Source organism: Amycolatopsis marina (genome assembly GCF_900111885.1).
Classification (GTDB): Bacteria; Actinomycetota; Actinomycetes; order Mycobacteriales; family Pseudonocardiaceae; genus Amycolatopsis; species Amycolatopsis marina.
This window is the reverse complement of record NZ_FOKG01000001.1, coordinates 256,502-278,413: the sequence shown is the minus strand read 5'-3', so window position 1 is coordinate 278,413 and position 21,912 is coordinate 256,502. Positions and strand designations below refer to the sequence as shown.

The window sequence follows — 21,912 nt, the reverse complement described above, 5'->3', positions numbered from 1 at the left end:
CCGGGCAACCCTCACCGCCCAGTGCGTCCGCGAGGCGAAGGAACCCGGTCACCTCGTTGACACCCTGGTAAACGACGAGTGCGCGAAGTTTAGCCAGCTGCGGTAATTCGCCGACGGCTTTCCGTCACCGGCGGCCTCGGCAGGGGAACTCGTCGGCGAATTACCGGCAGGGGCTACGCTCTGCGCGTGCGTGTCCTGGTTATCGGCTCCGGAGCCCGTGAGCATGCCCTCGTCCTCGCCGCCTCACACGACCCGGCGGTCACCGCCGTGGGTTGCGCTCCCGGCAACGCCGGAATCGCCGCGCTCGCGGAACCGCTGGGGGTGGATCAGGCCGACCCGGCCGCGGTCACCGAACTGGCGGTGAGCTGGAAGGCCGACCTCGTGGTGATCGGTCCCGAGGTGCCGCTCGTCGCCGGTGTCGCCGACTCGATCCGCGCCGCGGGCATCGCCTGTTTCGGCCCGTCCGCCGCGGCCGCCCGGATCGAGGGGTCCAAGTCCTTCGCCAAGGACGTGATGGCCGCGGCCGGTGTTCCGACGGCGCACAGCGAGATCGTGGACAACCCGGCGCATCTCGACGCCGCGCTGCTCCGCTTCGGTCCGACCTGGGTGGTGAAGGACGACGGTCTGGCCGCGGGCAAGGGCGTGGTCGTCACCAAGGACGTCGACGTCGCCCGCCAGCACGCCATCACCCTGCTCGACGGCGGGCACCCCGTGCTCCTCGAATCGTTCCTGGACGGTCCGGAGGCGTCCCTCTTCTGCCTGGTCGACGGCCGCACCGTGGTTCCGCTGCTGCCCGCGCAGGACTTCAAGCGGGTCGGCGACGGCGACGCCGGGCCGAACACCGGCGGCATGGGTGCCTACGCCCCCCTGCCCTGGGCCCCGGACGGTCTCGTCGAAGACATCGTGCGCACCACCGTGCAGCCGGTGGTGGACGAACTCGCGAAGCGCGGCGCCCCGTTCTCCGGGCTGCTCTACGCGGGGCTCGCGCTCACCTCCGAAGGCCCGCAGGTCATCGAGTTCAACTGCCGCTTCGGCGATCCCGAGACCCAGGCCGTGCTCGCACTGCTGCGCACCCCGATCGCCGGGCTGCTGTACGCCACCGCAACCGGCACCCTCGCGGAGCAGCCGCCCCTGGAGTGGGCCGACGGCGCGGCGGTGACCGTGGTGCTGGCCGCCGACGGCTACCCCGGTGTCCCGCGTCCCGGTGACGTCATCACCGGCTCGGAGGCCGAGGGTGTGCTGCACGCGGGTACTCGGCGGCGGGACGACGGCGCGGTCGTCTCACACGGCGGCAGGGTGCTCTCGGTCGTCGGCACGGGCGCGGACCTCGAAGCCGCGCGGGTGCAGGCCTACGAGCGGGTGGCGAAGGTGCACCTGCCCGGATCGCATCACCGCACCGACATCGCCCGGCGCGCGGCGCGCGGCGACATCGCCCTGCCCGTTCCCCAGCCCTGACCGGGAGGGTTGTTCACAAGTCGTTCGGCGGGGGCCGCCCGGAGCGGGCCCCCGCTGTGGCAGGCTTCTTTTGCCACAGTAGGGGCGGCTCGCGACGGATGGCTGCACGTGTGACGCGAGGTCGAGATGACAGGTCGTGGTGAAGAACCCGACCTATGAGCGGACAGCCGGTTTCTTCGCGAATTCAGGCCGCTGTTACATCGGCGTTGGTAACCTCTTGTTGGAACCGGCCGGTTACCGACCGTCAGCGGGGGTGGGCAGATGACAGACAGCGCCGTGCAGTCCGGTAGTGCTCTGTCGACGTACGCGCTGGGCGCGAGCGTTCCCGCCGTTCCAGGGGCCCGCGACATCCAGGTCGAGCCGGACAAGCTGCTCGAGGTCGCCGGTGTGCTCGAGGCACAGGCCAACGAGCTGCAGGACCGGGTGCGCGCCCAACTGGGTGCGCTGCGGATCGCACCGCCGTCGGAGGACATCGTCAGCAGGAACGCCATCGAGGCGTGGAACTCGGTGGTGGTCGACGGCGAAGAGTCCTACGAGGGCAGGGTCCGGGCCTACATCGAGGGCCTGCGAGTCCTGGTCGAGCAGCTGCGCGCTGCCAGCGCCGCCTACGAGGCCGGCGAGGACGACAAGGCGGAGAGCTTTGGTGACCGGCGCGACCCCGGCGCGTAACCAGGTGCTGCTGATGGTGGTGCTGCTGGGACTGTCCGGGTGTGGCTCGACGGAGCCAGGCCGGGCCGTTCCCGTGCCGGACGGCACCGGACCGAGCGAGCCGTTCCAGCGGCCGCAGGAACTCTCCCTCGACGACGTCGACCCGTGTTCGCTGCTGAGCAGCGCTCAGCTCGACGAACTCGGGGTGAACAGCAGGCCGAGAGAGGCCGGGCGGGCGTGCTCGTTCGATGTCGACCGGACCCGGCCGTACTACTCCCACGTGTTGGAAACGATCACCGACGCGGACCTGCATGCCTGGATCGACGGTGAATACGCGTCGACGACGGTGCGTGCCCGAACCGGCGAGGTGGCCGGATACCCCTCGGTGACCCGGTACCGGGACAGGGGAACCCCGGCCGACTGCGAAATCCTCGTCGGTGTGGCGCAAGGACAGACCCTGCGCTCGCAGCTGTATCCCATCACCCGTGACGCCTTCGACCAGCAGGAGCTGTGTGCCCTGTCGGCGAAGGCCGCGACGCTCGCGTTGCGGACCCTCCGAGCGAAGGGCTGAGTGAGAGCATGAACGGCGTGCCCATCAGCGTTGCCGACATATCGGCGCTGGTCGACCGGATACGCAGTCACCGGTTCGACGGATACACGGATCTCGGCCTCGCCGACGAGATCGACCTCTTCCGAGCGGGCGGGGGCACCGAGGGCCTCGGCGCCGCGGTCGATGCGCTCAAGGCGGTCGGTGACGCGCTGGTGAGCACGGAGCGGACACTGCGCGAGGAGTTGGGCAAGCTCGGTGTCGAATGGCAGAGCGACGCGGGAATTCAGGCGGGCGCGGCGATCGACAGTGAGGCCGCCTTCACCGCCGACGCGAACGAGAAGGTCAGCCACTCGGCGGAGATGATCTTCGCGCAGGGCGAGGCGTTCAGTCGCACGCTGCACAAGCTGCCCGACGCACAGACTTTGCGCGAGGGTGCGGGCGGCTTCAGTCTCGGCGACTCGCTGTTCAGTCTGATCGGCTACGAGACCGACCACACCAGGAAGGTGCTCGCCGCACGGGAGGCGCGGCAGCATGCGCTCGAGGCGTTGAACGGCTACGCCAGGGAGAGCGGCGAGAACCTGGCCTCCATCCAGCCGATGTCCAAGCCCGAGGCACTGCAGATGAGTGCGGCTCCGCGGCTTCCCGGATCAGTGAACGCGGGGGGCGGCCCACTGCCCGACACCGCGTCGCCGACCGTTGCCGCCAACGCGGCGGGAGAACCGAGCAGGACGCCCACGCCCAGTCAGGGGCAGGCCCCCGCGCCACTGCGTGGTCCGGCTCCGGTGGTCGAGTCGCCCGCGCCTGTGGTGGGGGCGGCGCAACGCACCGCGCCACCGGCGCGGGGCACGGGCGCGCAGGCCCCTGCGACCACCGTGCCGAGCGGCACGGCCCCGAGCGCGTCCGCGCCCAGTACCTCCGCCCCGGTCCAGAGCGGCACCGGCGGTGTCGTCGGCACGGTCCGGCCCGGACAGCAGCCCGACGCGGCCCGGATGCCGGTGACCGGCGGCGCGTCCGGTGCCGCGCCAGGCAGTGCTTCCGGTGGTGCGACGCCGCTCGCGCCCGGAGCCGCCGTCGGCGGCGTCGCGGGCACCGGCTCGGGTGCCGGGGCCGGTTCGTCCTCCGGCTCGACGCAGGGCGGCGCCGCTGCCAAGCAGGGCCAGCCGAACGTGGCCGGGAAGCCCGCGGTACCCGGCGGCTCCGCTGTCGCCCCTGTCGGCGGTGTCGCGGGCAAGTTCGTGCCGCAGTCAGGTGCCGGGACACCCGGTGGACAGGCGGCGGGCGATACCCCACTGGCCAAGGGAAAGTCGTTCGGCTCGTTGCCGCAGCCCACGCAACACCCCGGTTCGTTCAGTGGTTCGGTGACGCCGGCCTCCGGTGTGCCAGGTAGGGCAGGCGACCTCAGCGGAGGCATCGCGGCACTGGGCGCGGGCGGTGTCGCGGGCGCTCTCAGCGGGCAGGATGAACGCAAGGGGCGGGGCGTCGGCCGTAGCGCTCCCGGCGCCGCCCGGTCACCGCACCAGTTGCCCGTCGGTGACCTGCCGGAGGAGGAAGCCAGGGTCTCGCGCAACTCCGAGAAACTCAATCCCCAGAGCGGCAAGGGCCGGGGCAGCTTCATGGAGCGCGCCGCGCCGCAGGACGGGGAGTCCGACGCAGGTCACGTGCGCAAGTTCGGCATCGACGACAGTGATCTGTTCGCCGATGAGCGCATGGTCGCGCCCGACGTGATCAGCGGTTCAGACTCAGATCGGCGCTGAGTACTTCGATGACCGAGTCGAATGGCAGCATTGTGCTGTCCACCCTCGAGTTGGACATGCTGTGGGAGGTCGAGCGCCTGCCCGACCGGCATCCTGCCCTCGATGTCCCGAGTCCCGGCGTGACCCGGCATGAGCGCGCGGACCTCGTTGAGCGGGCGTGGGAATCCCTCGCCCGGAGGGGGCTCGCCCGTGGCCGAAAGGCGTCGGGCGCACTGATCGACATGCTCAACCTTTTCGCTCACCCCAAGGTTTCCGTTGATGTGTGGGTGTGGACGGACAGGGAGATCCGCGGGCTCGCGGTCAGTATCGGCAGCCAGGCCCTGCTCGGTGTGGTGGACGGCGACGAGGTGTGGCTCATCCCGGCCAGGGACAGCGCCCTGCCGGAGGCCGCCGTTTCGGTCGCGGGCGAGTTGTCGCCCGGCATCGGCCAATCGGTCAGCGTGCCGTACGACGTGTTGCGCGATGCCGACGCCGAGGCACATGGCGACGTCAAGGCGCTGGTTCTCGCGCTGGAGGACCGCAAGGTTCCGTTGTGGCAGGCGCAGGAACTCGCCGGGATGCTCGTCGGAACAGTCGCCCGTGGACAGTTGGGTGCACAGAAGTCCACACGCGACGGTCAGCGCAGGGCCGGGAGGGTGGTGGCGTTCCACGACACCGACGCGGGCCGGTACCTGTTCCAGGTGGAACGAAACGCGGACGGCCAGGAATGGGCGACGATCGCACCTGCTGACAACGCGCTTCTGGCTCAGCGCGTGTGGGAACTGCTGGACGAGGTGTGACCGGGTCAGGTCTTCGGTAGCGCTTCGACGACGAGTTTCGCGGCTTCCTGCGTCTGACCGCAGAGTTCGTCGACTCGCTTCGTTTCGGTGGAACTCGTGTGGAAGATGTAGACGGTCTCGCTGCGCCTTTCGCCGACGGGGCGGTGACTCCACTCCAGTGCGCAGTAGCTGCCACCGTCTTCGTCGCCCGGCTTGAGAAAGCCGGTCTTCCCGGCGAGGTCGACCTTTTCCCGGCCGTCGGGAACCGCCTCCGGGGCGATGCCCTGGTCGAGTGCGATCCGGAACTTGCCGCCGACCTCCAGCGTGCACTCCCTCAGCTTGGTCCGTTCGGTCCGAGTGACCACACCGAAGACTTTTCGCGCCTCCTTCTCCTCCATCAGCGCACAGGCATCCACACCGATCAGGGATTCCGATGGCCGGTCGAACTCAGGTGGTCCCGCGTACAGCCGGTTGACGACCACCCGTAACGCCGCTTCCACGTCGTCACAGGAGTCGTTGCGGGCCACCGAGGTCGTGACGACAACGCCGATCTCCTCGTCCGGGATCTGCACGGCCGCATCACATTTCTGGACATTCTGGCCGATGATCACGGGATGGCCCTCGGCGTCCTGGTCCGCGGCTCGTACGTTCGTGTTGGGCATCCGCTCGCCGATCTCCACGGTGAGCCGCCCGACGTCCTCGGACTCGTACTTGCATTCGTTCAGGTTGTAGGATTCGGTTTCCGGTTCGAGCTTGCCCACCCCGGGGATCGGCACGTCCGCCAGCAGTTGGCACGGATCGACAGCCAGCAACCGTTCCAGGCTCAGCGGTTCGAGACCCAGCGGCTCGGGCACGGTCGTTTCGGACCGGTCGCCGCCCAGCGCACCGCGCTCGGGCGTGGCTGACTGTTGATCGCCGTCACCGGAGTTCAGCGTTACCGCGGTGACCGTGCCCGCGGTCATCGCCACCACGGCGAGCGCGGCGGCCGCCACCAGCGCCCGTTTTCCACGCCCGCGGTGGCGCGGAGCCGGAGCGGACGGCGGCAGGGCCAGTGTGGCGTGCACCTCCGCCTGCTGTCGCTCGATCAGCTGACGCACGGCGGGTGGCCAGGACACCGTGCCGGGCCCGAGCGGTCCGACGAAGTCGAGGATCTGCGCGGGCGTGGGCCTGTGTGCCGGTTCTTTGGCCAGGCACGCCTCGACCAGGGGGCGGATCGAGTCGGGGATTTCGGCCAGGTCGGGGCTGGCGTGTACGACGTTGTAGAGGGTCTGTGGAGCGGAGGCGCCGGTGAACGGGTCCTTGCCGGTGCAGGCCATCACCAGCAGAACGCCGAGGGAGAAGACGTCACTGGCCGGAGTGAGTGTTTCGCTCCGTGCTTGTTCGGGTGACATGAATCCCGGCGAACCGATCAACGAGCCGGTGCCGGTCAGGTCCGAACTGCCGTCGGCTGCCCTGGCGATACCGAAGTCGATCACCCGCGGGCCGTCGACGGCCAGCAGCACGTTGCTCGGTTTGAGGTCGCGGTGGATGAGGCCGGCCCGGTGAATGTCGGCGAGTGCCGAAGCCAGTCCTGCCGCGAGCAGCCGGAGCGCGGTGACCGGCAGCGCCCCGGTCGCGTCCACAGCTTCGCGCAGGGAGGGGCCCGCGACGAAAACCGAGGCCAGCCAGGGAACAGGGGCGTCCGGATCGGCATCCATGACAGCCGCGGTGTAAGCCCCGGAAACGAGCCGCGACGCCGCGACCTCGTGGCGGAAACGGGTACGAAAACTGGCGTCCTGTGCGAATCCGGGATGCACATGCTTGACGGCGACCAGCCGGCCGTCGGGGGCCGCGGCGAGTAGCACGCGGCCCATTCCGCCCTCGCCGAGCGCGGCCAACAGCCGGTAGCGTCCCGTGAATCCGTGCTCCGACGGCGTCAGCGGCTTCATTACGTCGTTGCCCTCCACCGCGGATGCTACCGAGCCGCCTTCATCCGGCCGTGGGGTGTCCGGCGAAAAAGCGCATCCGCGACTTCGGGCGCTCTACTGTGGTCCTGGAACCCTGACGGAGGTGTTCCCGTCCTATCGATCGGGGCGAGCACTGAGGGGATGACGAAGCGTGCCGAAATACGAGATCGACGCGATTCGCGGGTTGGTGTCCGCAGCACAGGCGAATTCGGGCGGAATCGGTCAGATCGCCGACGGGCTGCCGAAAGATCTGCAGTGCATCGACCCGACGTTCCAGGCGCACAAGCTGCCGGGGCACGACGACATCTACAACCCGGTGGACAACATCATCGCCGGAATCCGCTACACGTTCGACCGCTACGGTGGCTTCGAGGGCCACCCCGGCCTCAAGTCCATGGCGGGCGGGGGCGGCTACCAGGGCTTCTGAGCGACAGCCCGGGTGCCGAGGGTGACGAGTTATCCATGATTCCCATGGGCACGTAATTGCGCCCCGACCGAATGCAGGTGCTGGAGCACGTATCCGTAGGAGCGCAGCAACCCGCACTGGGCATAGTCGATTCCCCGCTGGAGGCAGAAACCTCGCACCAGGATCTGTGCTCGACGCAGGTTCGCACGTGGCATGCTCGGGAACAGGTGATGCTCGATCTGGTAGTTCAAACCGCCGAGCGCGAAATCCACCCATGGTCCGCCGCGCACGTTGCGGCTGGTGAGGACCTGCTTGCGGAGGAAGTCGAGCTTGGTTCCGGCGCTGATGGTCGGCATGCCCTTGTGATTGGGCGCGAACGAGCAGCCCATGTAAACCCCCCACAACCCCTGGTGCACCGCGATGAAGGCAATCGCAACCGGCGGTGACAGGACGACGAACACCGCTGTCAGGTACCCGGTGACGTGCCCCACCAGGAGCGCCAATTCGACCTTGCGGGCTTTGACCTCGCCCCGCCACACGGCCTGGATGCTCGCCCAGTGCAGGTTCAGCCCCTCCAACAGCAACAGCGGAAAGAACAGGTAAGCCTGGTACTTCGCTGTCCAGCGCACGAATCCTCGGCGGGTGCCCGACTGCGCTCGGGTGAAGGCAAGCAGGGGAACGTCGAGATCGGGATCGTCGTCCTCGTGATTGGGGTTGGCGTGGTGGCGATTGTGTTTTCCGATCCACCAGCCGTAGCTGATCCCGACCAACCCGGCGTGGGCGTATCCGACGAGGTCGTTCGCTCGCCGGGTACGGAAGATCTGTTTGTGCCCGGCATCGTGGCCGACGAACGCGAGTTGGGTGAACAGCACCGCGAAGAACACCGCGGTGAGCAGCTGCCACCAGGAGTCGCCGAGCAGCGCGAACGCGGCGCAGCCCGCGGCGAAGGCCAGAAGGTTAAGGCCCACCTTGGCGGCGTAGTAGCCGCGGCGCCGGTCCAGCAGACCCTCGTGTTGGATCAGGCGGCGCAGGTCGGCGAAGTCGCTCCCGTGCCCGCTCTGCGCTGCGGGCTTCGTGCGGTCGGCACCGGTCGTTTGGCTTGTCGTTCCAGGAGTTGCCATGCTCATCCCCGATCGGCGTGTTCGGGACATTCGATACCGGTCCCTGTGCCCGCCGGGGTCTCGAGCGGTGTGGGCTCCAGCTTACTGGGGGTTTCCCCAAGCGCGCCCGTTCAAATCAGCGGCCTGCCTGAGCGGGGGCTTCTTGCCCGACGATGAGGTCGACGTCCACGGTCCGCTCGGCAACCGCGTGGGCGAGATCGGAAAGGCGCAGATTCTGCGACCGGGCGTATCTGCGCAGCAGGTTGAAGGACTGCTCCATGTCCAGGCCTTCGTGGTGCGCGGTGAGCACGCCCTTGGCCTGTTCGATCACCACCCTGCTGTTCAGTGCGGTTTGCAGCTGCTCGGAGAGCAGTTCGCCGTGGTCGATCGCGCGTTGTTGCAGGATGCCGATGGTCGCGATGTCGGCGAGCGCCTGTCCGAGCTTGGCGCTGTGCATCTCGACACCGTTGGCCTCGGTGTTGAGCAGGGTCAGCACCCCGACGACCTGCTTGCGCAGGCGCATCGGCAGTGACTGCGCGGCGCGAAATCCGCATTCGTGGGCTGCTGCGGTGAACCGGGGCCAGCGCTCGGCCGCTGCCGCTAGATCCGTGCTGGCGACCGGCTGCCCACTCTGCACACACTCGATGCACGGGCCGTCCTCGGCCTGCACGGCGAACACCTCGAGCAGCTCGGCCCGTTCGGACGACGCGGACGCCACCCGCAGTCCCCCGCGCTCATCGATGAGGATGACCCCGGCGGCGGCGACGCCGAGTAGTTCTACCGACTGTTCCGTGAGCATGCGCAGGAAATCCAGCAGGTCGAAGTCGTCCACCAGCGTGTCGGCCAGTGCGACGAAGGCCTGAGCCAGTCGTTCCTCTCGCTTGTCGACCGTCGTGGTTCGAACGTCCGTCGCGGGCTCGGGCGATGTCTGGGCCATGTCCGTCATTGTCCTCTCGTCAGACGTAATCGCTTGTCCACGATCTGTCGTGCCACCTCATTGAGGGGCAACTGGTTGGCGTAAGCGTGAGCGCGAATGCGCACCAGGGCCTCCCGCATGCTCACCGTCAGCTGCACGCTGACGATCCCCGTCGCCTGGTGGACCACGGCGTGGATGTCGGACAGCCGTGCCATATCCATCGCCGCGACGCTGCCGAGATCGTCGAGCGCCGCGTGAGTAGCGATTTCGGCCAGTAGTAGTACATCGCCCAGTTGATCGCGGCCGAGCGAGCCTGCGCTCGTCCGGTGCAGGTCCAGCAATCCCAGGCTCACCGCGCCGACCTGCAGTGGGAACGAGAACACCGCGGCCGCTCCGGCCGCCTGAGCCCCCGGGGTGTATCCCGGCCACCGCGCGAGGTTGATCGACAGATCGGGTACCAGTACGGGGCCGCGAGTGTCGCGTGCCGCGTGCCCCGGACCTTCACCGACGGTGCGTTGCAGGTCTTCGAGGAGAACGCTGCGGGCATTGGTCGCATGCACCAGCGCTTGGTTGCCGTCCGTGCCGCTGCCGCCGATGCTCATCGAGGCACCGGACACCGAACACTCGAAAATGCACAGTTCACACACGCGGCGCAGCAGGGCGACGGGATCGCAACTCCCGGGGTCCAGCAGTCCGAGTAGCCGCTCGCGCCGTGCGACAGTCACGAGCGCCATCCTTTCCGGTGCTGGCCCTTGGCTACCAGTATGACTGGAGGATAGGCTGCTGGAGCACGCTGTCGGCGGAGCCTGGACCCCGCGCGCTGGATGGCTCAGTTTCAATCAGCTTTGTCCGTCCCGATCCTGCGGCCGTGGGACCGGAGACGGCAGGGCTGGGTCTGGAGCCGATCGTGACCATGAGCGTCGTTCATTCCAATCCTGGCTTCGTCCGTTCTAGGACCCGCCCGAACCACGAGTTTGCCGTGATCGAGCGAGACACGCACGACGTTCCGGTACTCGAGGTCGCAGGCGAGGTCGACCTGCGCGTTGCGCCAGAACTCGGGGAGCGGCTCTCGCACCAGCTCTCCAGCAGCACGTCCCCAGTCGTGGTGCTGGACCTGCAAGCCGTCACCTTTCTCGGCGTAGCCGGGCTGAGTGTGCTGATAACCGCCCACCGGCGGGCCCGACTGCAGCACACCAGCCTGCGGATCGTCGCCAACACGGCCACAGTCTGCCGGTCGTTGAAGGTGGCCGCCCAGCACCAGCCGCTGGAGGTCTACCCCAAGCTGACGGCCGCCGCAGCTGTCTGATTCGTCGGCATGAGCTCGGCGCTCGTACCGGACGCGGCGCCATCCCCATCCGGGAATTCGTCGACGAATTCCCGTCTACGCTGACCCGCATGGTCGATCCCGCTGCCTTCCCCGGTCCGTCCAGCCGCGCCGACGTCGCTCCGTTCCACGTGATGGAGGTGCTTTCCGCGGCCAAGGCGCGGCAGCGCACTCATGGTGACGTGATCGCCCTGTGTGCGGGGCAGCCGACCGCCGGTGCTCCCCGGCCGGTGCTCGACGCCGCCGAGAAGGCGCTGCGGGAAGGGGACCTGGGCTACACCGTTCAGCTCGGCATCCCCGACCTGCGCGAGGCGATCGCCGGGCACTACGAGCGCAACTACGGCCTCGAGGTGAACCCGCAGGATGTCATCGTCACCACCGGATCGTCCGGCGGGTTCCTGCTCTCGTTCCTCTCCGCCTTCGAGGCGGGCGACCGGGTGGCCATGGCGCGGCCGGGTTACCCCGCCTATCGCAACCTGCTCGCCGCACTCGGCTGCGAGGTCGTCGAGTTCACCACCGACGAGAGCACCCGGTTCCAGCCGACGACGGAACTGCTCGACCAGCTCGGGCCGATCAGCGGTCTCATCGTCGCCAGCCCCAGCAATCCCACCGGCACGGCACTCGCCCCCGGCGAACTCGCCGCGATCGCCGGCTGGTGCTCCGCCCGGGGCGTGCAGCTGATCAGCGACGAGATCTACCACGGCATCTCCTACGGCGCGGAACTCGCTTGCTCGTGGCAGAGCTCGCGGGAGGCGCTGGTGCTCGGCTCGTTCTCCAAGTACTTCGCCATGACCGGTTGGCGGCTGGGCTGGATGCTGGTGCCGCAGCGCCTGCATCGGGCGGTGGACGTGCTCACCGGCAACTTCAACATCTGCGCGCCCGCGCTCGCCCAGCGTGCGGCGGTCGCCGCGTTCACGGCGGACTCCTACGCCGAACTCGACGGGCACGTCGAGCGGTACCGGAAGAACCGGGACCTGTTGATCAGCGGACTGCGGGAGATCGGGCTGGACCGGGTGGCCCCGGTGGACGGCGCGTTCTACGCCTACGTCGACGTGTCCGCGCACACCTCCGACAGCCTGAGCTGGTGTCAGCGGCTGCTGGCCGACACGGGGCTGGCCATCACCCCCGGGATCGACTTCGATCCCGACGAGGGTGGCAAGTTCGTCCGGTTCTCCTTCGCGGGCGCCGAGTCGGAGGTGGTGGAGGGGGTGCGCAGGCTGGGTGGCTGGCTCTAACCACGCTTTTCCGGCGTCGATCCTCGGGGGTGACCCGGAGATCTCCCTGAGGATCGTCGCGGAAACGAGCTTTGGCCGCCGGGACGTGACAACCTGGAGGTAGCGGCACACCCGAATCGGAGGAAGGCCATGTTCTGGAAGATCGTCGGGGCACTGATCGTCATCTGGCTGGCGTTCACGGTGCTCGGATTCGTGATCGAGGGCCTGTTCTGGCTGGCGATCATCGGTGGCGTGCTGTTCCTCGGCACCGCCGCCTACGGAGCCATCAAGGGTAAGGACGACCCCAAGCGACTTAGGTCGTGAACACCGGCGCGGCGATCCTGTCGATCCTGCTGGCAGCGCTGTTTCTCGGGGCAGGTGGCGCGAAGCTGGCCGGATCGAAGCAGACGAACGAGGCGGCCGCGCACCTCGGCGTGCCCCGCAGGCTCGACATGACCGTCGGTGCGCTCGAAGTCGCCGCGGCGGTCGGACTGGTCATCGGGTTCTGGATGACCTGGCTCGGGGTCGCGGCCTCGATCGGCCTGGTGCTGATGATGATCGGTGCCGTGGGTTTCCATCTGCGTGCGGGTGACTCGGTGCAGAGGTTCAGCCCGCCTGCCGCGCTCGGAGTCTTGGCGGCGATCAACGCGGTGTTGCTGATCGCGTGACGAGGTCCGGCTCAGGCCGGGCGCAGGAACGCCAGCGCGGACTCCGCGCCGGTCCAGCGCTCGGCCCGCAGCCCTGCCTCCCTTGCTCCGTCTATATTGGACTGCCGGTCGTCGACGAACAGGCAGTCCTGTGGCCTGGCACCGATTCTGGACACGAGGACGTCGAAGATCGCGCGATCGGGCTTGGCCATCCGCAGGTCCCCGGAGAACACGAGCTCACGAAAATGTCGCGTCCACTCCTGTCGCTCGGCGAAGCGGGCGAAGGACACCGGTGCGTTCGACAACAGGGCCATCCGCGATCCGGCTTCGGACAGCGTGTCGAGCAGGTCGAGTGTCGACTGCTCGGTCCGTGACCAGCCGAGGATGTCCAGTTCGGTCAGATCATTTGACGTCGCGCGATCGACGCCGACCCCCACCCGCTGCCCCACCGCTCGCCAGTAGTCCAGGTCGGTGCAGCCGCGGTCGTACGCGTTGCGCGCGGCCCAGTACGCGGGTTCGAACTCCGACGCGGGCACACCGATCCGCTGCGCGAGCGCGGGCAACGCGGCCGTCCTGCTGCTGATGACCTCGCCGTAGTCGAAGATCAGCCACTGGTTCCCGGTCATGCGGTCGCCGACTTGATGCGGTGCAGGGCTTCCTCGACATCGGGGGCGGAGATATCGCGGTGGGTCACGAACCGCACCTTGCCTGCCATCGACAGCGCGCGGATCCCCATACTCTCCAGCGCGTACAGCGAGCGCGGGACGTCGGCGACACCGGCCAGCACGATGTTCGTCTCCGGCGTTGCCACCTGCCACCCGAGCTCGATAAGGCCCTCGGCCAGCCGCCGCGCGTTCTCGTGGTCCTCGTGCAACTCGCTCATCTGGTCCAGCGCCACGAGGCAGGCCGCGGCCAGCACCCCTGCCTGGCGGGTACCGCCACCGAGCATCTGCCGCATCCGCTTTGCCCGTTCGATGAACTCCTCACTTCCGGCCAGTACGGAACCGACCGGCGCGCCAAGGCCCTTGCTGAAGCAGGCAGCCACCGAATCCACGCCCACGGTGAGCGCCGCAGGTGGCAGGTCGAGCGAGGTCGCGGCGTGCCAGATGCGTGCACCGTCCAGGTGCACGCGCAGCCCGGCTTCCTTCGCAGTGGCGACGAGTTGGGCGTGTTCGTGGGGCGGGGTGACGGCTCCGCCCGCGGCGTTGTGCGTGTTCTCCAGGCAGAGCAGGGTGGTGCGCAGGGCGTAGTAGGGGCCGTCCGCGGGGCCAACCGCGTTGCGCAGAGTGCTGAGCGTCGGCCGTCCTGGGCCCGCGTCGTGTTCGAGGGGAAAGGGCATACCGCCTGCCAGCCACGCCGCCGAGCCGAGTTCATTGACGAGAACGTGGGCGTCGCGCGGGGCGAGGAACCGGTCTCCCCGGGACAGATGCAGGCTCAGCGCGACGAGGTTGGCCATCGTGCCGCTGGGTGTCCACAGCGCCGCGGGCATACCGAGCAACGCGGCGGATCGTTGTTCCAGCTCTTCGACTGTTGGGTCACCATCGAGGACGTTGTCGCCCACCTCCGCTCTGGCCATCGCCGCACGCATCGTGTCACCTGGACGGGTGACAGTGTCGGAGCGAAAGTCGATCACGGAAGCGGCAGCTTTGGTCACGGCCTGATCACATCACACGCCTGTTTGCGCTTTCAACCGCCGTACTCAGCAAAGATTTTCTGCCGCGATCACGTCCGCTGTGCAACCGTGGACGTCCCTCATTCCGTCCTTCACCCGGACGACCAAAGCGAGCGGAGAGCCAACCGCGTGGACCAGCGCGACGAGCAGGAGTTCGCGGAGTATTTCGCCGCACGGCGGGACTCCGTGCGCAGGACCGCGTACATGCTGTGCGGTGACTGGCACCGTGCGGACGATCTGGCGCAGACGGCGTTCGTCGCGCTGCACCGGAAGTGGCGCAAGATTCGCGACAGGTCGGCGACCGACGCATACGTGCGAAAGACGCTGGTCAGGGCCTCGATCGACGAGTCCCGCCGGCCATGGCGGAGGGAACGGCAGACGGAGACGATGCCTGAGCGGGCGGTCGAGAGCGAGCATCTCGACGACCGGGTCGCAACCCGGCAGGACCTGCTCGCGGGGCTGCGCAAGGTGCCGCCGAAACAGCGGGCAGTGCTGGTCCTGCGCTATTTCGAGGGTCTCGACGTGGCTGCCGTGGCTGCCACGCTCGGCTGCAGCGAGGGCAACGTGAAGAGTCAGACGGCGCGCGGGCTGGCGAATCTCCGCGTGGTCCTGGAGGAGGTGGAAGCGCATGGATAGGTCCGCACCTGCGCGGCCACCGATGGCGCCGCCGCAGAGAAACGAGGAGGTGGAAGCGCATGGATGACCGCGAGCTGGAGACCCTGTTCCGGGAGGCTCCAGGGGACACTCCCGCGCCCACCTTCGACGCAGGCGACATCGCCGCGCGTTCCAAGCGCGCTACTGCCCGTAAGCAAAACATGATCGTTCTGGCGTGCAGCTTTGGTGTACTCGTACTTGCCGGTCTCGGCACGCTCGGTGTACTGCTGAACGGGAACCTCGGCGAGGACACCGCGAGCGTCGCCGGCGCTCCCGACGCCAACAGCGCCACCAAGTTCGGCGCTCAGGAGCAACCCGGGGACGCCCAAGGGCGTCTACCCAATGCGGGGCCGCCAGAAGGCTTCCCGGATGCGTCGCCCAAGCAGGGGGGTGACGCGTCAGGGGAGAGCACCCCAGGGTGCGATCAGGTTGACCGGGAGCTCGCCATCGCCCTCGCTGGCGAGCTCCCGGTCGCCGTCACTTCCGAGGCGCAGCCCGGCCGGGTCTGTTCACCGGGATGGCGGTCCGTCGCATTCCAGGTCAACGATGGCGCGGCGTCGGGCACCCTCTCCGCAACGGTCGTTCCCGAAGGAACCGCGATCGAGCTGGCAGAGCAGCCGGAGGGCACCGTGATCGTCGAGCGGACCACGCCGTCGAACGCCACCCTGCTCGTGCTGAGCATTCCCGAACAGGGGCCGGAGGCGCCGTTTGCCGGTGCGGTGGAGTCCATCGCGGCCGAGCTCGCCGCCAGGTACTGACCTGGCAGGATGTTCCGGATGAGCGAGCGATCTGCAGCCCGCCGGCGAGTGAGGCAATTGGCATGAGCGACCGGCACTGTGGGCGAATCAGGTATGGCACCGAGCGATGTGCAGCCCGCCGGCGAGTGAGGCAATCAGAATGAGCACCCCTGCCAGCACTCCCAAGGGGGAGCGCAGGCGCGCGGCACTCGTGACCGCGGCCGCCGAGCTGCTCACCGAGGGCGGCTTCGACGCCATCCGGCATCGGGCCGTGGCCGAACGGGCCGGGTTGCCCCTGGCGTCGACCACGTACTACTTCGACTCTCTCGACGACCTGGTCACGGCGGCCGTCGAAGAACAGTCGCGTGCGGAACTCGACAAGGGGCGCCAGTGTCTCGACGACCTGGTGACCAGGGAACGCGGCGTCGACGCACTGGTCGATCTGGTCCTCGAACTGCTACTCGGCCCACAGCACGACGACCGTGCCGTGGATGCCGAAGCGGTGCTGTTGCGGTACGAGCGGTTGGTGGCCACCGGCCGCCGCCCCCACCTCCGGCCGCTGATGCGGATGTTGAATGCCGAGCTGAACGAGCTGCTCACGGAGATCTTCGCCCGGTCGGGCACGTCCGTCGGCGCCGTGGAGCTCGAACGGCTGATCGCGTTGGTCGACGGTTCCGTGGTCAACGCGCTGGTGGCCGTGGACCCCGAGCCGAGGGCGGCCGCCGCCAGGATGCTGCGCACAGCACTCAGCTGACCGGGGTTTACGCTGTTGCGCCGTGAGTGAGAAACCGCGAATCCCGAACGTGCTCGCCGGCCGCTACGCCTCCACCGAGCTGGTGGAGCTGTGGTCACCGGAGCGCAAGGTCATGCTGGAGCGGGAGCTCTGGCTGGCTGTTCTGCGGGCGCAGAGCGAGCTCGGTGTCGAGATTCCGGACGGCGTGCTCGCCGACTACGAGCGTGTCCTGGCGCAGGTGGATCTCGAGTCGATCGCCGCGCGGGAACGGGTCACCCGGCATGACGTCAAGGCCCGGATCGAGGAGTTCAACGCGCTCGCCGGGCACGAGCACGTGCACAAGGGCATGACCTCGCGGGACCTCACCGAGAACGTTGAGCAGTTGCAGGTGCGCCGCTCGCTGGAGCTGGTTCGCGGCCGCGTCGCGGCCGTGCTCGGCAGGCTTGCCGCGCTGGCGACCGAGTACGGCGACCTCGTGCTGGCCGGTCGTTCACATAATGTCGCGGCACAGGCCACGACCCTGGGCAAGCGGTTCGCGACGGCGGCCGACGAGCTGTTGGTCGCGTTCGACCGGCTGGACGAGTTGATCGCGCGCTATCCCCTGCGCGGGATCAAGGGTCCGGTCGGCACGGCACAGGACATGCTCGACCTGCTGGGCGATGAGGCGGCACTGGACAGCCTGGAGCGAAAGGTCGCCGAGCACCTCGGCTTCGAGCGGGTGCTCACCAGCGTGGGGCAGGTGTACCCGCGCTCACTGGACTTCGACGTGGTTTCGGCTGTGGTCCAGGTCGCGGCCGCGCCGTCCAGCATGGCCACGACCATCCGGCTGATGGCCGGCAACGAGCTGGTCACCGAGGGCTTCAAGCCTGGTCAGGTCGGCTCGTCGGCGATGCCGCACAAGATGAACACGCGTTCCTGCGAGCGGGTCAACGGGCTCGCCGTTGTGCTGCGCGGTTACCTCTCCATGGTCGGCGAGCTCGCGGGTGACCAGTGGAACGAGGGCGACGTGTCTGACTCGGTGGTGCGCAGGGTCGCGTTGCCGGACGCGTTCTTCGCGCTCGACGGGCTGCTGGAGACGTTCCTGACGGTGCTGGCGGAGTTCGGCGCCTTCCCCGCGGTGGTCGACCGCGAGCTGGCGCGGTACCTGCCGTTCCTCGCGACGACGAAGGTGCTGATGGCATCGGTGCGCGCGGGCGTCGGCAGGGAGACCGCGCATGAGGCGATCAAGGAGAACGCCGTCGCCGTCGCGCTCGCGATGCGCGAGCAGGGCCAGACGGACAACGACCTGCTGGACCGGCTGGCGGCCGACGAGCGAGTGCCGCTCGGCCTTGCGGAGCTCGAGAAGCTGCTCACCGACCGGATTTCCTTCACCGGGACCGCCGGACGCCAGGTCGCGGCCGTCGTAGCCCGGATCGAGGACGTCCTCAAGCGCTTCCCCGAGGCCACGTCCTACGCCCCACAGCCCATCCTCTGACTCGCACTTTCCCGGGAAAGTGCTCAGGGGTGAGCCCGCGACCTGGGATCGCGCGTGTTCGGCCTCGCACTTTCCCGGAAAAGTGCAAGGGGTCGAGGCGGCGTGACCTCGCTCACCCGGCCGCTCACTATCTGAGAACGAGTGGATTGCGGCGCGGTGCTCTGGAAATATCACCGTCGTGGTGACGCAGGTGGCAATCGTCGATCGTGTCGCGCTGGTACAGCGCAGGCACATCGATCTGCTGCGCGTCAGTTCGGCGATGTGCCGACTTTGCCACCGCTGACGTAGCGTGCATTAGCGCTTTCCAGCGGTCTCGCCCGGTCTGGTCAATTCCTCCGCCGCGGCCGCCACACGACTGCGCGGCCGGCCCTGACTCACGAGGTCCGCATGCACACTCTCCTCCTGTTCGGCTTGGCCGGCTTCTTCGCCCAGCTCGTCGACGGCTCACTCGGGATGGCCTTCGGCGTCACCGCGACCACGACGCTGGTGACCGTGGGGACAGCGCCTGCCGTGGCTTCCGCCGCGGTGCACCTGGCCGAGGTCGGCACGTCGCTCGCATCCGGCGTTTCGCACTGGCGTTTCCGCAACATCGACTGGCGCACGGTGGGCATCCTGGCGTTGCCCGGCGCGATCGGCGCCGTGCTCGGGGCCTACGTGCTGACCTCCCTCACCAGTACTTCGGCGGCGATCTGGATCACTACGATCCTGCTGCTGCTCGGGCTGTACGTGCTGATCCGGTTTGCCTTCCTCAAGCTGGGCAAACTGATCACCGCGAAGCGTCCCGGTGCGCGCTTTCTCGGGCCGCTGGGGTTGATCGCCGGGTTCATCGACGCCAGCGGTGGCGGTGGCTGGGGTCCAGTCGCCACCACGACGCTGCTGTCGTCCGGCAGGCTTGAGCCGCGCAAGGTCGTCGGTTCCGTGGACACGTCCGAGTTCATCGTCGCGCTGGCGGCCAGCGTCGGCTTCTTCTTCGCGCTCTCCCAGGAGCACCACCTGAACTACACCGTGGTGGCCGGGCTGATGATCGGTGGCGTGATCGCCGCGCCGTTCGCTGCCTGGCTGGTTCGCAGGATGCCGCCGCGCGTGCTCGGTGCCGCGGCAGGCGGGATGATCGTCTTCACGAACGCCCGTTCGCTGCTGATCGCCGCAGGAGCGGGAACCGCGCTGATCATCGTGATCTACACGGCGATCGTCGCACTGTGGGGCGCGGGTCTGTTCGCCGCGATCCGTTCCGTGCGCGAGGAGAAGCGCGTCAACGCCCTCGCAGGCGAGGACGACCCCAAAACCCCCGCGCGCCAGTCCGAGCCCCTCTCCTCCTGACCCCGGTCACCTCCAGAGCTTGGAGCGTCTGCAAGTACGCCCAAGCAAGATCCACATCGTCCTCAAGTGCTACCAAGCGGCATGCGGCGCTCGCCGGGTTGGTAGCGGAAAACGGCGAAGGTGATCTTGCTTGGTGGTACTTGCAGACGCTCCATCTGTGAGGGGGCTGGGGCTGGGGTGGCGGCAGTGCGGGTGAGTGGTCCGCTCATCGCGCGCTGATCTGTTTTTCTGGTTTCGCGGGGGTGTCACCTCGGGGAAAGGCGATGGCCACCCCCGTCGTGCCTACTGGGTGGTGTGGACGCACGGTTGCTCGTCTCGCTGTCCGGCATCACCTCCCGATCGCTGCACCGCTGCGCCGAGCTCGCCACCGAGTTGGATCGGCGCCAGGTCCCGCTGTCCATGCTTGTCACCCCGAACTCCGCCGAATCCGACGCCACCGAGTGGATGCGCGCCCGCGCAGCCGGTGGGGACGATGTCCTGCTGCACGGCTACGACCACCGCATCACGCCGGCCCATACGGTCCGGATCGGCCGCAAGGCGGAGTTCGCCGCGCTGCCGGCGCACGAGGCCCGGCTCCGGTTGACCGCGGCGACCGCCGCGCTGGAGCGCACCGGGCTGCGGGCCGACGGGTTCGCCCCGCCGCGCTGGCTCGTGTCCCGCGGTACCCTGGACGCACTGCTCGAGCGCGGCTTCTCCCTGTGTGCCGACCTGTCGGCGGTCCGGGTCCTGCGCACCGGCGAACTCCACCGTGCACGAGTGCACGGGTTCGGCGCACAGCGCCAGCGCACCGAGACCGTCCGCTGCTTCGCGCTGGTGCTCAGCGCGGCTCGCGCCGCTCGCAGGGGCGGCCTGGTCCGGCTCGGTGTCGACGCCGCCGACCTCGAGCGCGCCGGCAGGTGGCAGGCCTTCCTCGATGCCGTCGACATCGCGCTCGAGTCGGGAGCACGCGGCGCGACCTACTCCGCTACAGCGACGCGTACTCGCCGCGTGGCAGCACCCTGACCTCGGTGCCCTCCGGCGCGAGGTTGGTGAACAGGCCGTAGTGCATGGCCGGGTTCGCCAGCACGGCCTCGTGGATCGGCACGGCGAGCCGGGGGCCGACCGCGCGGAGGAAGTTGATCGCCTCGCTCGCCTTCAGCCAGGGTGCGCCGGTCGGCAGGCCGAGCACGTCGATCTGCTGTTCGGGGACGTGGAACGAGTCCCCAGGGTGGTAGAACGCACCGGCCCCGAACACGAACCCGACGTTGGGCACCACCGGGATGTCGGCGTGGATCACCGCGTGCCGTCCACCGACGGTGATCACCTCGGTGCCGCCGATGGTGAACGCATCGCCCGAGTGGGCCGTGCGGGCGGGCAGGCCGAGCTTGTCGACCGTCTCGGCAGTGCCGGGATCGGTGATCAGTTCGGCGCCCGGATTCGCGGCGAGCAGCGCGGGCAGGCGTTCGGAGTCGATGTGGTCGAAATGCTGATGCGTGATGAGGACCGCGTCCAGCTCCCGCTCGTTCTCGAAGCCTGCGGAGAACGTGCCGGGGTCGACCAGTATTCGGGCGCTGTCCGTCTCGAGCAGAACGCAAGAATGTCCGAAGTGGACGATACGCATCTGTTCTCCCTGCTACGGAGGCATGTGCATCAAGGCTACGTCCAGGGTGCCGAGCCGTCGAGGAGTGCGTCCCCGAGTGGGGTACGGCGATAGAGCACGGTGCGTCCACTGCGGTTCGCCGTCAGGAGTCCCGCGGCGCGCAGGGCGGTCAGGTGCTCGGAGACCGTGCTCGGCGCGAATTCCAACTCCGCCGCCAGTGCTGCCGTGGTGGCCGGCTTGTCCAGTGCGTGCAGCAGCGCCGCTTTCGTCCTGCCCACCACGGCGGTGAGCGCGGCGTCCGGAGCCGGACGTGATGACCACAATTCCGCCACTCCCCGAGCCGGGTAGAGCACCGAAGGTTGCCACGGCGGCACCATCATCACGCCCACCCTCGGCCAGGCGAACACGCAAGGCAGCAGGGCGAGGCCGCGCTCGTCCAGTTCGAGCCGCGCGCGGCTGCGGCTCTCGATGGCCAGCACCGCACCGGTCAGCCGGATCCGCGGATGAAGCCCGGCAAGAGCGAGCGCCGTGCCGCCCTCGGCCAGTCTCGCGGACCGATACGCGATGTCGGCGGCGAGCGACTCCCGGATCTTCGGCCAGTGCGGCGCGATGAGTTCGGCCCACACGAGTTCCAACTGGTCGGCGAGCAGATCGCGGGCCCGCCGCGGATCGTTCGGCAGCGCGCCCAGATCGGCGTCGACCATGGCCAGTTCGGTGGCGACCTGCTCGGGCGGTGTTCTGCGGACCTCGGCGAGCTGCGCCTGCGCGGTGGTCCGTGGCCCGGACGGGGGTGGGCTGAGGAAGTCGGTGATGTAGCGCCGTGCGCCGAGTACCAGCCGCAGTTCGCCGATCGGCAGCGTCCCCACCCTGCGCGCGGCCTCGGTCAGCCAGGGCAGGTGCGCCGGGTGCCCGCGCAGCCCGGTCAGCGTCTGCACCGCACCCAGTGCCTCCTCCAGCGGCGAGATCGCGAACCGCACACGGTTGGTGCTCGCCCGGGTGAGGACCAGCTCGATCACGCCCGACCA

24 protein-coding genes and 1 pseudogene are annotated in these 21,912 nt (G+C 68.7%); 17 read left to right on the top strand and 8 right to left on the bottom strand.

Going from position 1 to position 21,912, the window contains the following annotated elements:
* Positions 1 to 186: 186 nt before the first annotated feature.
* The 5 genes from purD (at position 187) to BM199_RS01345 (ending at position 5,186) form a co-directional block, all read left to right on the top strand.
* The gene (purD, locus tag BM199_RS01365; RefSeq protein WP_091668217.1) at positions 187 to 1,455 is read left to right on the top strand and encodes a phosphoribosylamine--glycine ligase; all 1,269 of its coding nucleotides are present in this window, start codon (positions 187 to 189) and stop codon (positions 1,453 to 1,455) included.
* A 261-nt stretch (positions 1,456 to 1,716) separates the two neighbouring features.
* A complete protein-coding gene (locus BM199_RS01360; RefSeq protein WP_091668214.1) occupies positions 1,717 to 2,124 on the top strand; it encodes a PE domain-containing protein in 408 nt (135 codons plus the stop codon).
* Complete coding sequence (locus BM199_RS01355; RefSeq protein WP_091668212.1) at positions 2,099 to 2,674, top strand: DUF3558 domain-containing protein; 576 nt, start codon at positions 2,099 to 2,101, stop codon at positions 2,672 to 2,674. The genes BM199_RS01360 and BM199_RS01355 overlap by 26 nt, the downstream gene beginning before the upstream one ends.
* Positions 2,675 to 2,691: 17 nt before the next feature.
* A complete protein-coding gene (locus BM199_RS01350) occupies positions 2,692 to 4,407 on the top strand; it encodes a magnesium chelatase (RefSeq protein WP_245788068.1) in 1,716 nt (571 codons plus the stop codon).
* A gap of 8 nt (positions 4,408 to 4,415) precedes the next feature.
* Positions 4,416 to 5,186, top strand: coding sequence for an ESX secretion-associated protein EspG (locus tag BM199_RS01345; RefSeq protein WP_091668206.1), 771 nt, complete (start codon positions 4,416 to 4,418; stop codon positions 5,184 to 5,186).
* Between the two features lie 5 nt (positions 5,187 to 5,191).
* On the opposite strand, the gene BM199_RS01340 is transcribed toward BM199_RS01345, so the two are convergent.
* Positions 5,192 to 7,093, bottom strand: a complete 1,902-nt coding sequence (locus BM199_RS01340; protein WP_091668204.1) for a serine/threonine-protein kinase — start codon at positions 7,091 to 7,093, stop codon at positions 5,192 to 5,194.
* A 262-nt stretch (positions 7,094 to 7,355) separates the two neighbouring features.
* Between BM199_RS01340 and BM199_RS33150 the strand changes: the two are divergent.
* Positions 7,356 to 7,538, top strand: a pseudogene (locus BM199_RS33150) (transglycosylase); the annotation flags it as partial.
* 29 nt (positions 7,539 to 7,567) lie between these two features.
* Here the strand turns inward: BM199_RS33150 and BM199_RS01330 are convergent.
* From BM199_RS01330 to BM199_RS01320, 3 genes are all read right to left on the bottom strand, one after another.
* Positions 7,568 to 8,638: a fatty acid desaturase family protein gene (locus tag BM199_RS01330; RefSeq protein ID WP_091669599.1), complete on the bottom strand. Its 1,071-nt coding sequence runs from the start codon at positions 8,636 to 8,638 to the stop codon at positions 7,568 to 7,570.
* A gap of 115 nt (positions 8,639 to 8,753) precedes the next feature.
* Positions 8,754 to 9,554 (bottom strand): GAF and ANTAR domain-containing protein, encoded by an 801-nt coding sequence (locus tag BM199_RS01325; RefSeq protein ID WP_091669597.1) that lies wholly within the window; start codon positions 9,552 to 9,554, stop codon positions 8,754 to 8,756.
* Positions 9,555 to 9,559: 5 nt separating this feature from the next.
* Positions 9,560 to 10,258, bottom strand: a complete 699-nt coding sequence (locus BM199_RS01320; RefSeq protein ID WP_091668198.1) for an ANTAR domain-containing protein — start codon at positions 10,256 to 10,258, stop codon at positions 9,560 to 9,562.
* A 254-nt stretch (positions 10,259 to 10,512) separates the two neighbouring features.
* Between BM199_RS01320 and BM199_RS01315 the strand changes: the two genes are divergently transcribed.
* The 4 genes from BM199_RS01315 to BM199_RS01305 all read left to right on the top strand — a co-directional run bounded on the left by BM199_RS01315 (position 10,513) and on the right by BM199_RS01305 (position 12,739).
* On the top strand, positions 10,513 to 10,839 hold the full coding sequence (locus BM199_RS01315) for an STAS domain-containing protein (protein WP_177242428.1): 327 nt from the start codon (positions 10,513 to 10,515) through the stop codon (positions 10,837 to 10,839).
* 89 nt (positions 10,840 to 10,928) lie between these two features.
* Positions 10,929 to 12,092 (top strand): pyridoxal phosphate-dependent aminotransferase, encoded by a 1,164-nt coding sequence (locus BM199_RS01310; RefSeq protein ID WP_091668193.1) that lies wholly within the window; start codon positions 10,929 to 10,931, stop codon positions 12,090 to 12,092.
* Positions 12,093 to 12,221: 129 nt separating this feature from the next.
* Positions 12,222 to 12,395 carry a hypothetical protein gene (locus BM199_RS33690; protein WP_177242427.1) on the top strand — a complete coding sequence of 58 codons (174 nt, stop codon included), beginning with the start codon at positions 12,222 to 12,224 and terminating at the stop codon, positions 12,393 to 12,395.
* Complete coding sequence (locus tag BM199_RS01305; RefSeq protein ID WP_091668191.1) at positions 12,392 to 12,739, top strand: DoxX family protein; 348 nt, start codon at positions 12,392 to 12,394, stop codon at positions 12,737 to 12,739. Before BM199_RS33690 ends, BM199_RS01305 begins: the two co-directional genes overlap by 4 nt.
* Positions 12,740 to 12,750: 11 nt before the next feature.
* On the opposite strand, the gene BM199_RS01300 is transcribed toward BM199_RS01305, so the two are convergent.
* Positions 12,751 to 13,344 carry an HAD family hydrolase gene (locus BM199_RS01300; protein ID WP_091668188.1) on the bottom strand — a complete coding sequence of 198 codons (594 nt, stop codon included), beginning with the start codon at positions 13,342 to 13,344 and terminating at the stop codon, positions 12,751 to 12,753.
* Positions 13,341 to 14,306, bottom strand: a complete 966-nt coding sequence (locus BM199_RS01295) for a threonine aldolase family protein (RefSeq protein ID WP_245788067.1) — start codon at positions 14,304 to 14,306, stop codon at positions 13,341 to 13,343. The genes BM199_RS01300 and BM199_RS01295 overlap by 4 nt, the downstream gene beginning before the upstream one ends.
* Positions 14,307 to 14,519: 213 nt before the next feature.
* Between BM199_RS01295 and BM199_RS01290 the strand changes: the two genes are divergently transcribed.
* The 7 genes from BM199_RS01290 (at position 14,520) to BM199_RS01265 (ending at position 20,310) form a co-directional block, all read left to right on the top strand.
* The gene (locus BM199_RS01290; protein ID WP_091668183.1) at positions 14,520 to 15,026 is read left to right on the top strand and encodes a SigE family RNA polymerase sigma factor; all 507 of its coding nucleotides are present in this window, start codon (positions 14,520 to 14,522) and stop codon (positions 15,024 to 15,026) included.
* 59 nt (positions 15,027 to 15,085) lie between these two features.
* Entirely contained in the window at positions 15,086 to 15,802 is a 717-nt protein-coding gene (locus BM199_RS01285; RefSeq protein WP_091668180.1) for a hypothetical protein, read from the top strand.
* 139 nt (positions 15,803 to 15,941) lie between these two features.
* Positions 15,942 to 16,535 carry a TetR/AcrR family transcriptional regulator gene (locus BM199_RS01280; protein WP_091668178.1) on the top strand — a complete coding sequence of 198 codons (594 nt, stop codon included), beginning with the start codon at positions 15,942 to 15,944 and terminating at the stop codon, positions 16,533 to 16,535.
* A 22-nt stretch (positions 16,536 to 16,557) separates the two neighbouring features.
* Complete coding sequence (gene purB, locus BM199_RS01275) at positions 16,558 to 17,988, top strand: adenylosuccinate lyase (protein WP_091668175.1); 1,431 nt, start codon at positions 16,558 to 16,560, stop codon at positions 17,986 to 17,988.
* Between the two features lie 178 nt (positions 17,989 to 18,166).
* Positions 18,167 to 18,271 (top strand): putative leader peptide, encoded by a 105-nt coding sequence (locus tag BM199_RS35135; protein WP_425425479.1) that lies wholly within the window; start codon positions 18,167 to 18,169, stop codon positions 18,269 to 18,271.
* Between the two features lie 104 nt (positions 18,272 to 18,375).
* Positions 18,376 to 19,308, top strand: a complete 933-nt coding sequence (locus tag BM199_RS01270) for a sulfite exporter TauE/SafE family protein (RefSeq protein ID WP_091668172.1) — start codon at positions 18,376 to 18,378, stop codon at positions 19,306 to 19,308.
* 294 nt (positions 19,309 to 19,602) lie between these two features.
* On the top strand, positions 19,603 to 20,310 hold the full coding sequence (locus BM199_RS01265; RefSeq protein ID WP_245788066.1) for a DUF2334 domain-containing protein: 708 nt from the start codon (positions 19,603 to 19,605) through the stop codon (positions 20,308 to 20,310).
* On the opposite strand, the gene BM199_RS01260 is transcribed toward BM199_RS01265, so the two are convergent.
* Positions 20,273 to 20,908, bottom strand: coding sequence for an MBL fold metallo-hydrolase (locus tag BM199_RS01260; RefSeq protein WP_091668170.1), 636 nt, complete (start codon positions 20,906 to 20,908; stop codon positions 20,273 to 20,275). The two genes, BM199_RS01265 and BM199_RS01260, sit on opposite strands and share 38 nt — an antisense overlap.
* 35 nt (positions 20,909 to 20,943) lie before the next feature.
* Positions 20,944 to 21,903, bottom strand: coding sequence for an ArsR/SmtB family transcription factor (locus tag BM199_RS01255; protein ID WP_091668166.1), 960 nt, complete (start codon positions 21,901 to 21,903; stop codon positions 20,944 to 20,946).
* Positions 21,904 to 21,912 lie beyond the last annotated feature (9 nt).

Coding starts and splice junctions, on each gene's coding strand:
- BM199_RS01345 (WP_091668206.1), top strand. CDS start 4,416: ATGACCGAGTCGAATGGCAGCATTGTGCTGTCCACCCTCGAGTTGGAC.
- BM199_RS01340 (WP_091668204.1), bottom strand. CDS start 7,093: ATGAAGCCGCTGACGCCGTCGGAGCACGGATTCACGGGACGCTACCGG.
- BM199_RS01270 (WP_091668172.1), top strand. CDS start 18,376: ATGCACACTCTCCTCCTGTTCGGCTTGGCCGGCTTCTTCGCCCAGCTC.
- BM199_RS01360 (WP_091668214.1), top strand. CDS start 1,717: ATGACAGACAGCGCCGTGCAGTCCGGTAGTGCTCTGTCGACGTACGCG.
- BM199_RS01285 (WP_091668180.1), top strand. CDS start 15,086: ATGGATGACCGCGAGCTGGAGACCCTGTTCCGGGAGGCTCCAGGGGAC.
- BM199_RS01280 (WP_091668178.1), top strand. CDS start 15,942: ATGAGCACCCCTGCCAGCACTCCCAAGGGGGAGCGCAGGCGCGCGGCA.
- BM199_RS01295 (WP_245788067.1), bottom strand. CDS start 14,306: ATGCGTGCGGCGATGGCCAGAGCGGAGGTGGGCGACAACGTCCTCGAT.
- BM199_RS33690 (WP_177242427.1), top strand. CDS start 12,222: ATGTTCTGGAAGATCGTCGGGGCACTGATCGTCATCTGGCTGGCGTTC.
- BM199_RS01300 (WP_091668188.1), bottom strand. CDS start 13,344: ATGACCGGGAACCAGTGGCTGATCTTCGACTACGGCGAGGTCATCAGC.
- BM199_RS01325 (WP_091669597.1), bottom strand. CDS start 9,554: ATGGCCCAGACATCGCCCGAGCCCGCGACGGACGTTCGAACCACGACG.
- BM199_RS01330 (WP_091669599.1), bottom strand. CDS start 8,638: ATGGCAACTCCTGGAACGACAAGCCAAACGACCGGTGCCGACCGCACG.
- BM199_RS01260 (WP_091668170.1), bottom strand. CDS start 20,908: ATGCGTATCGTCCACTTCGGACATTCTTGCGTTCTGCTCGAGACGGAC.
- BM199_RS01310 (WP_091668193.1), top strand. CDS start 10,929: ATGGTCGATCCCGCTGCCTTCCCCGGTCCGTCCAGCCGCGCCGACGTC.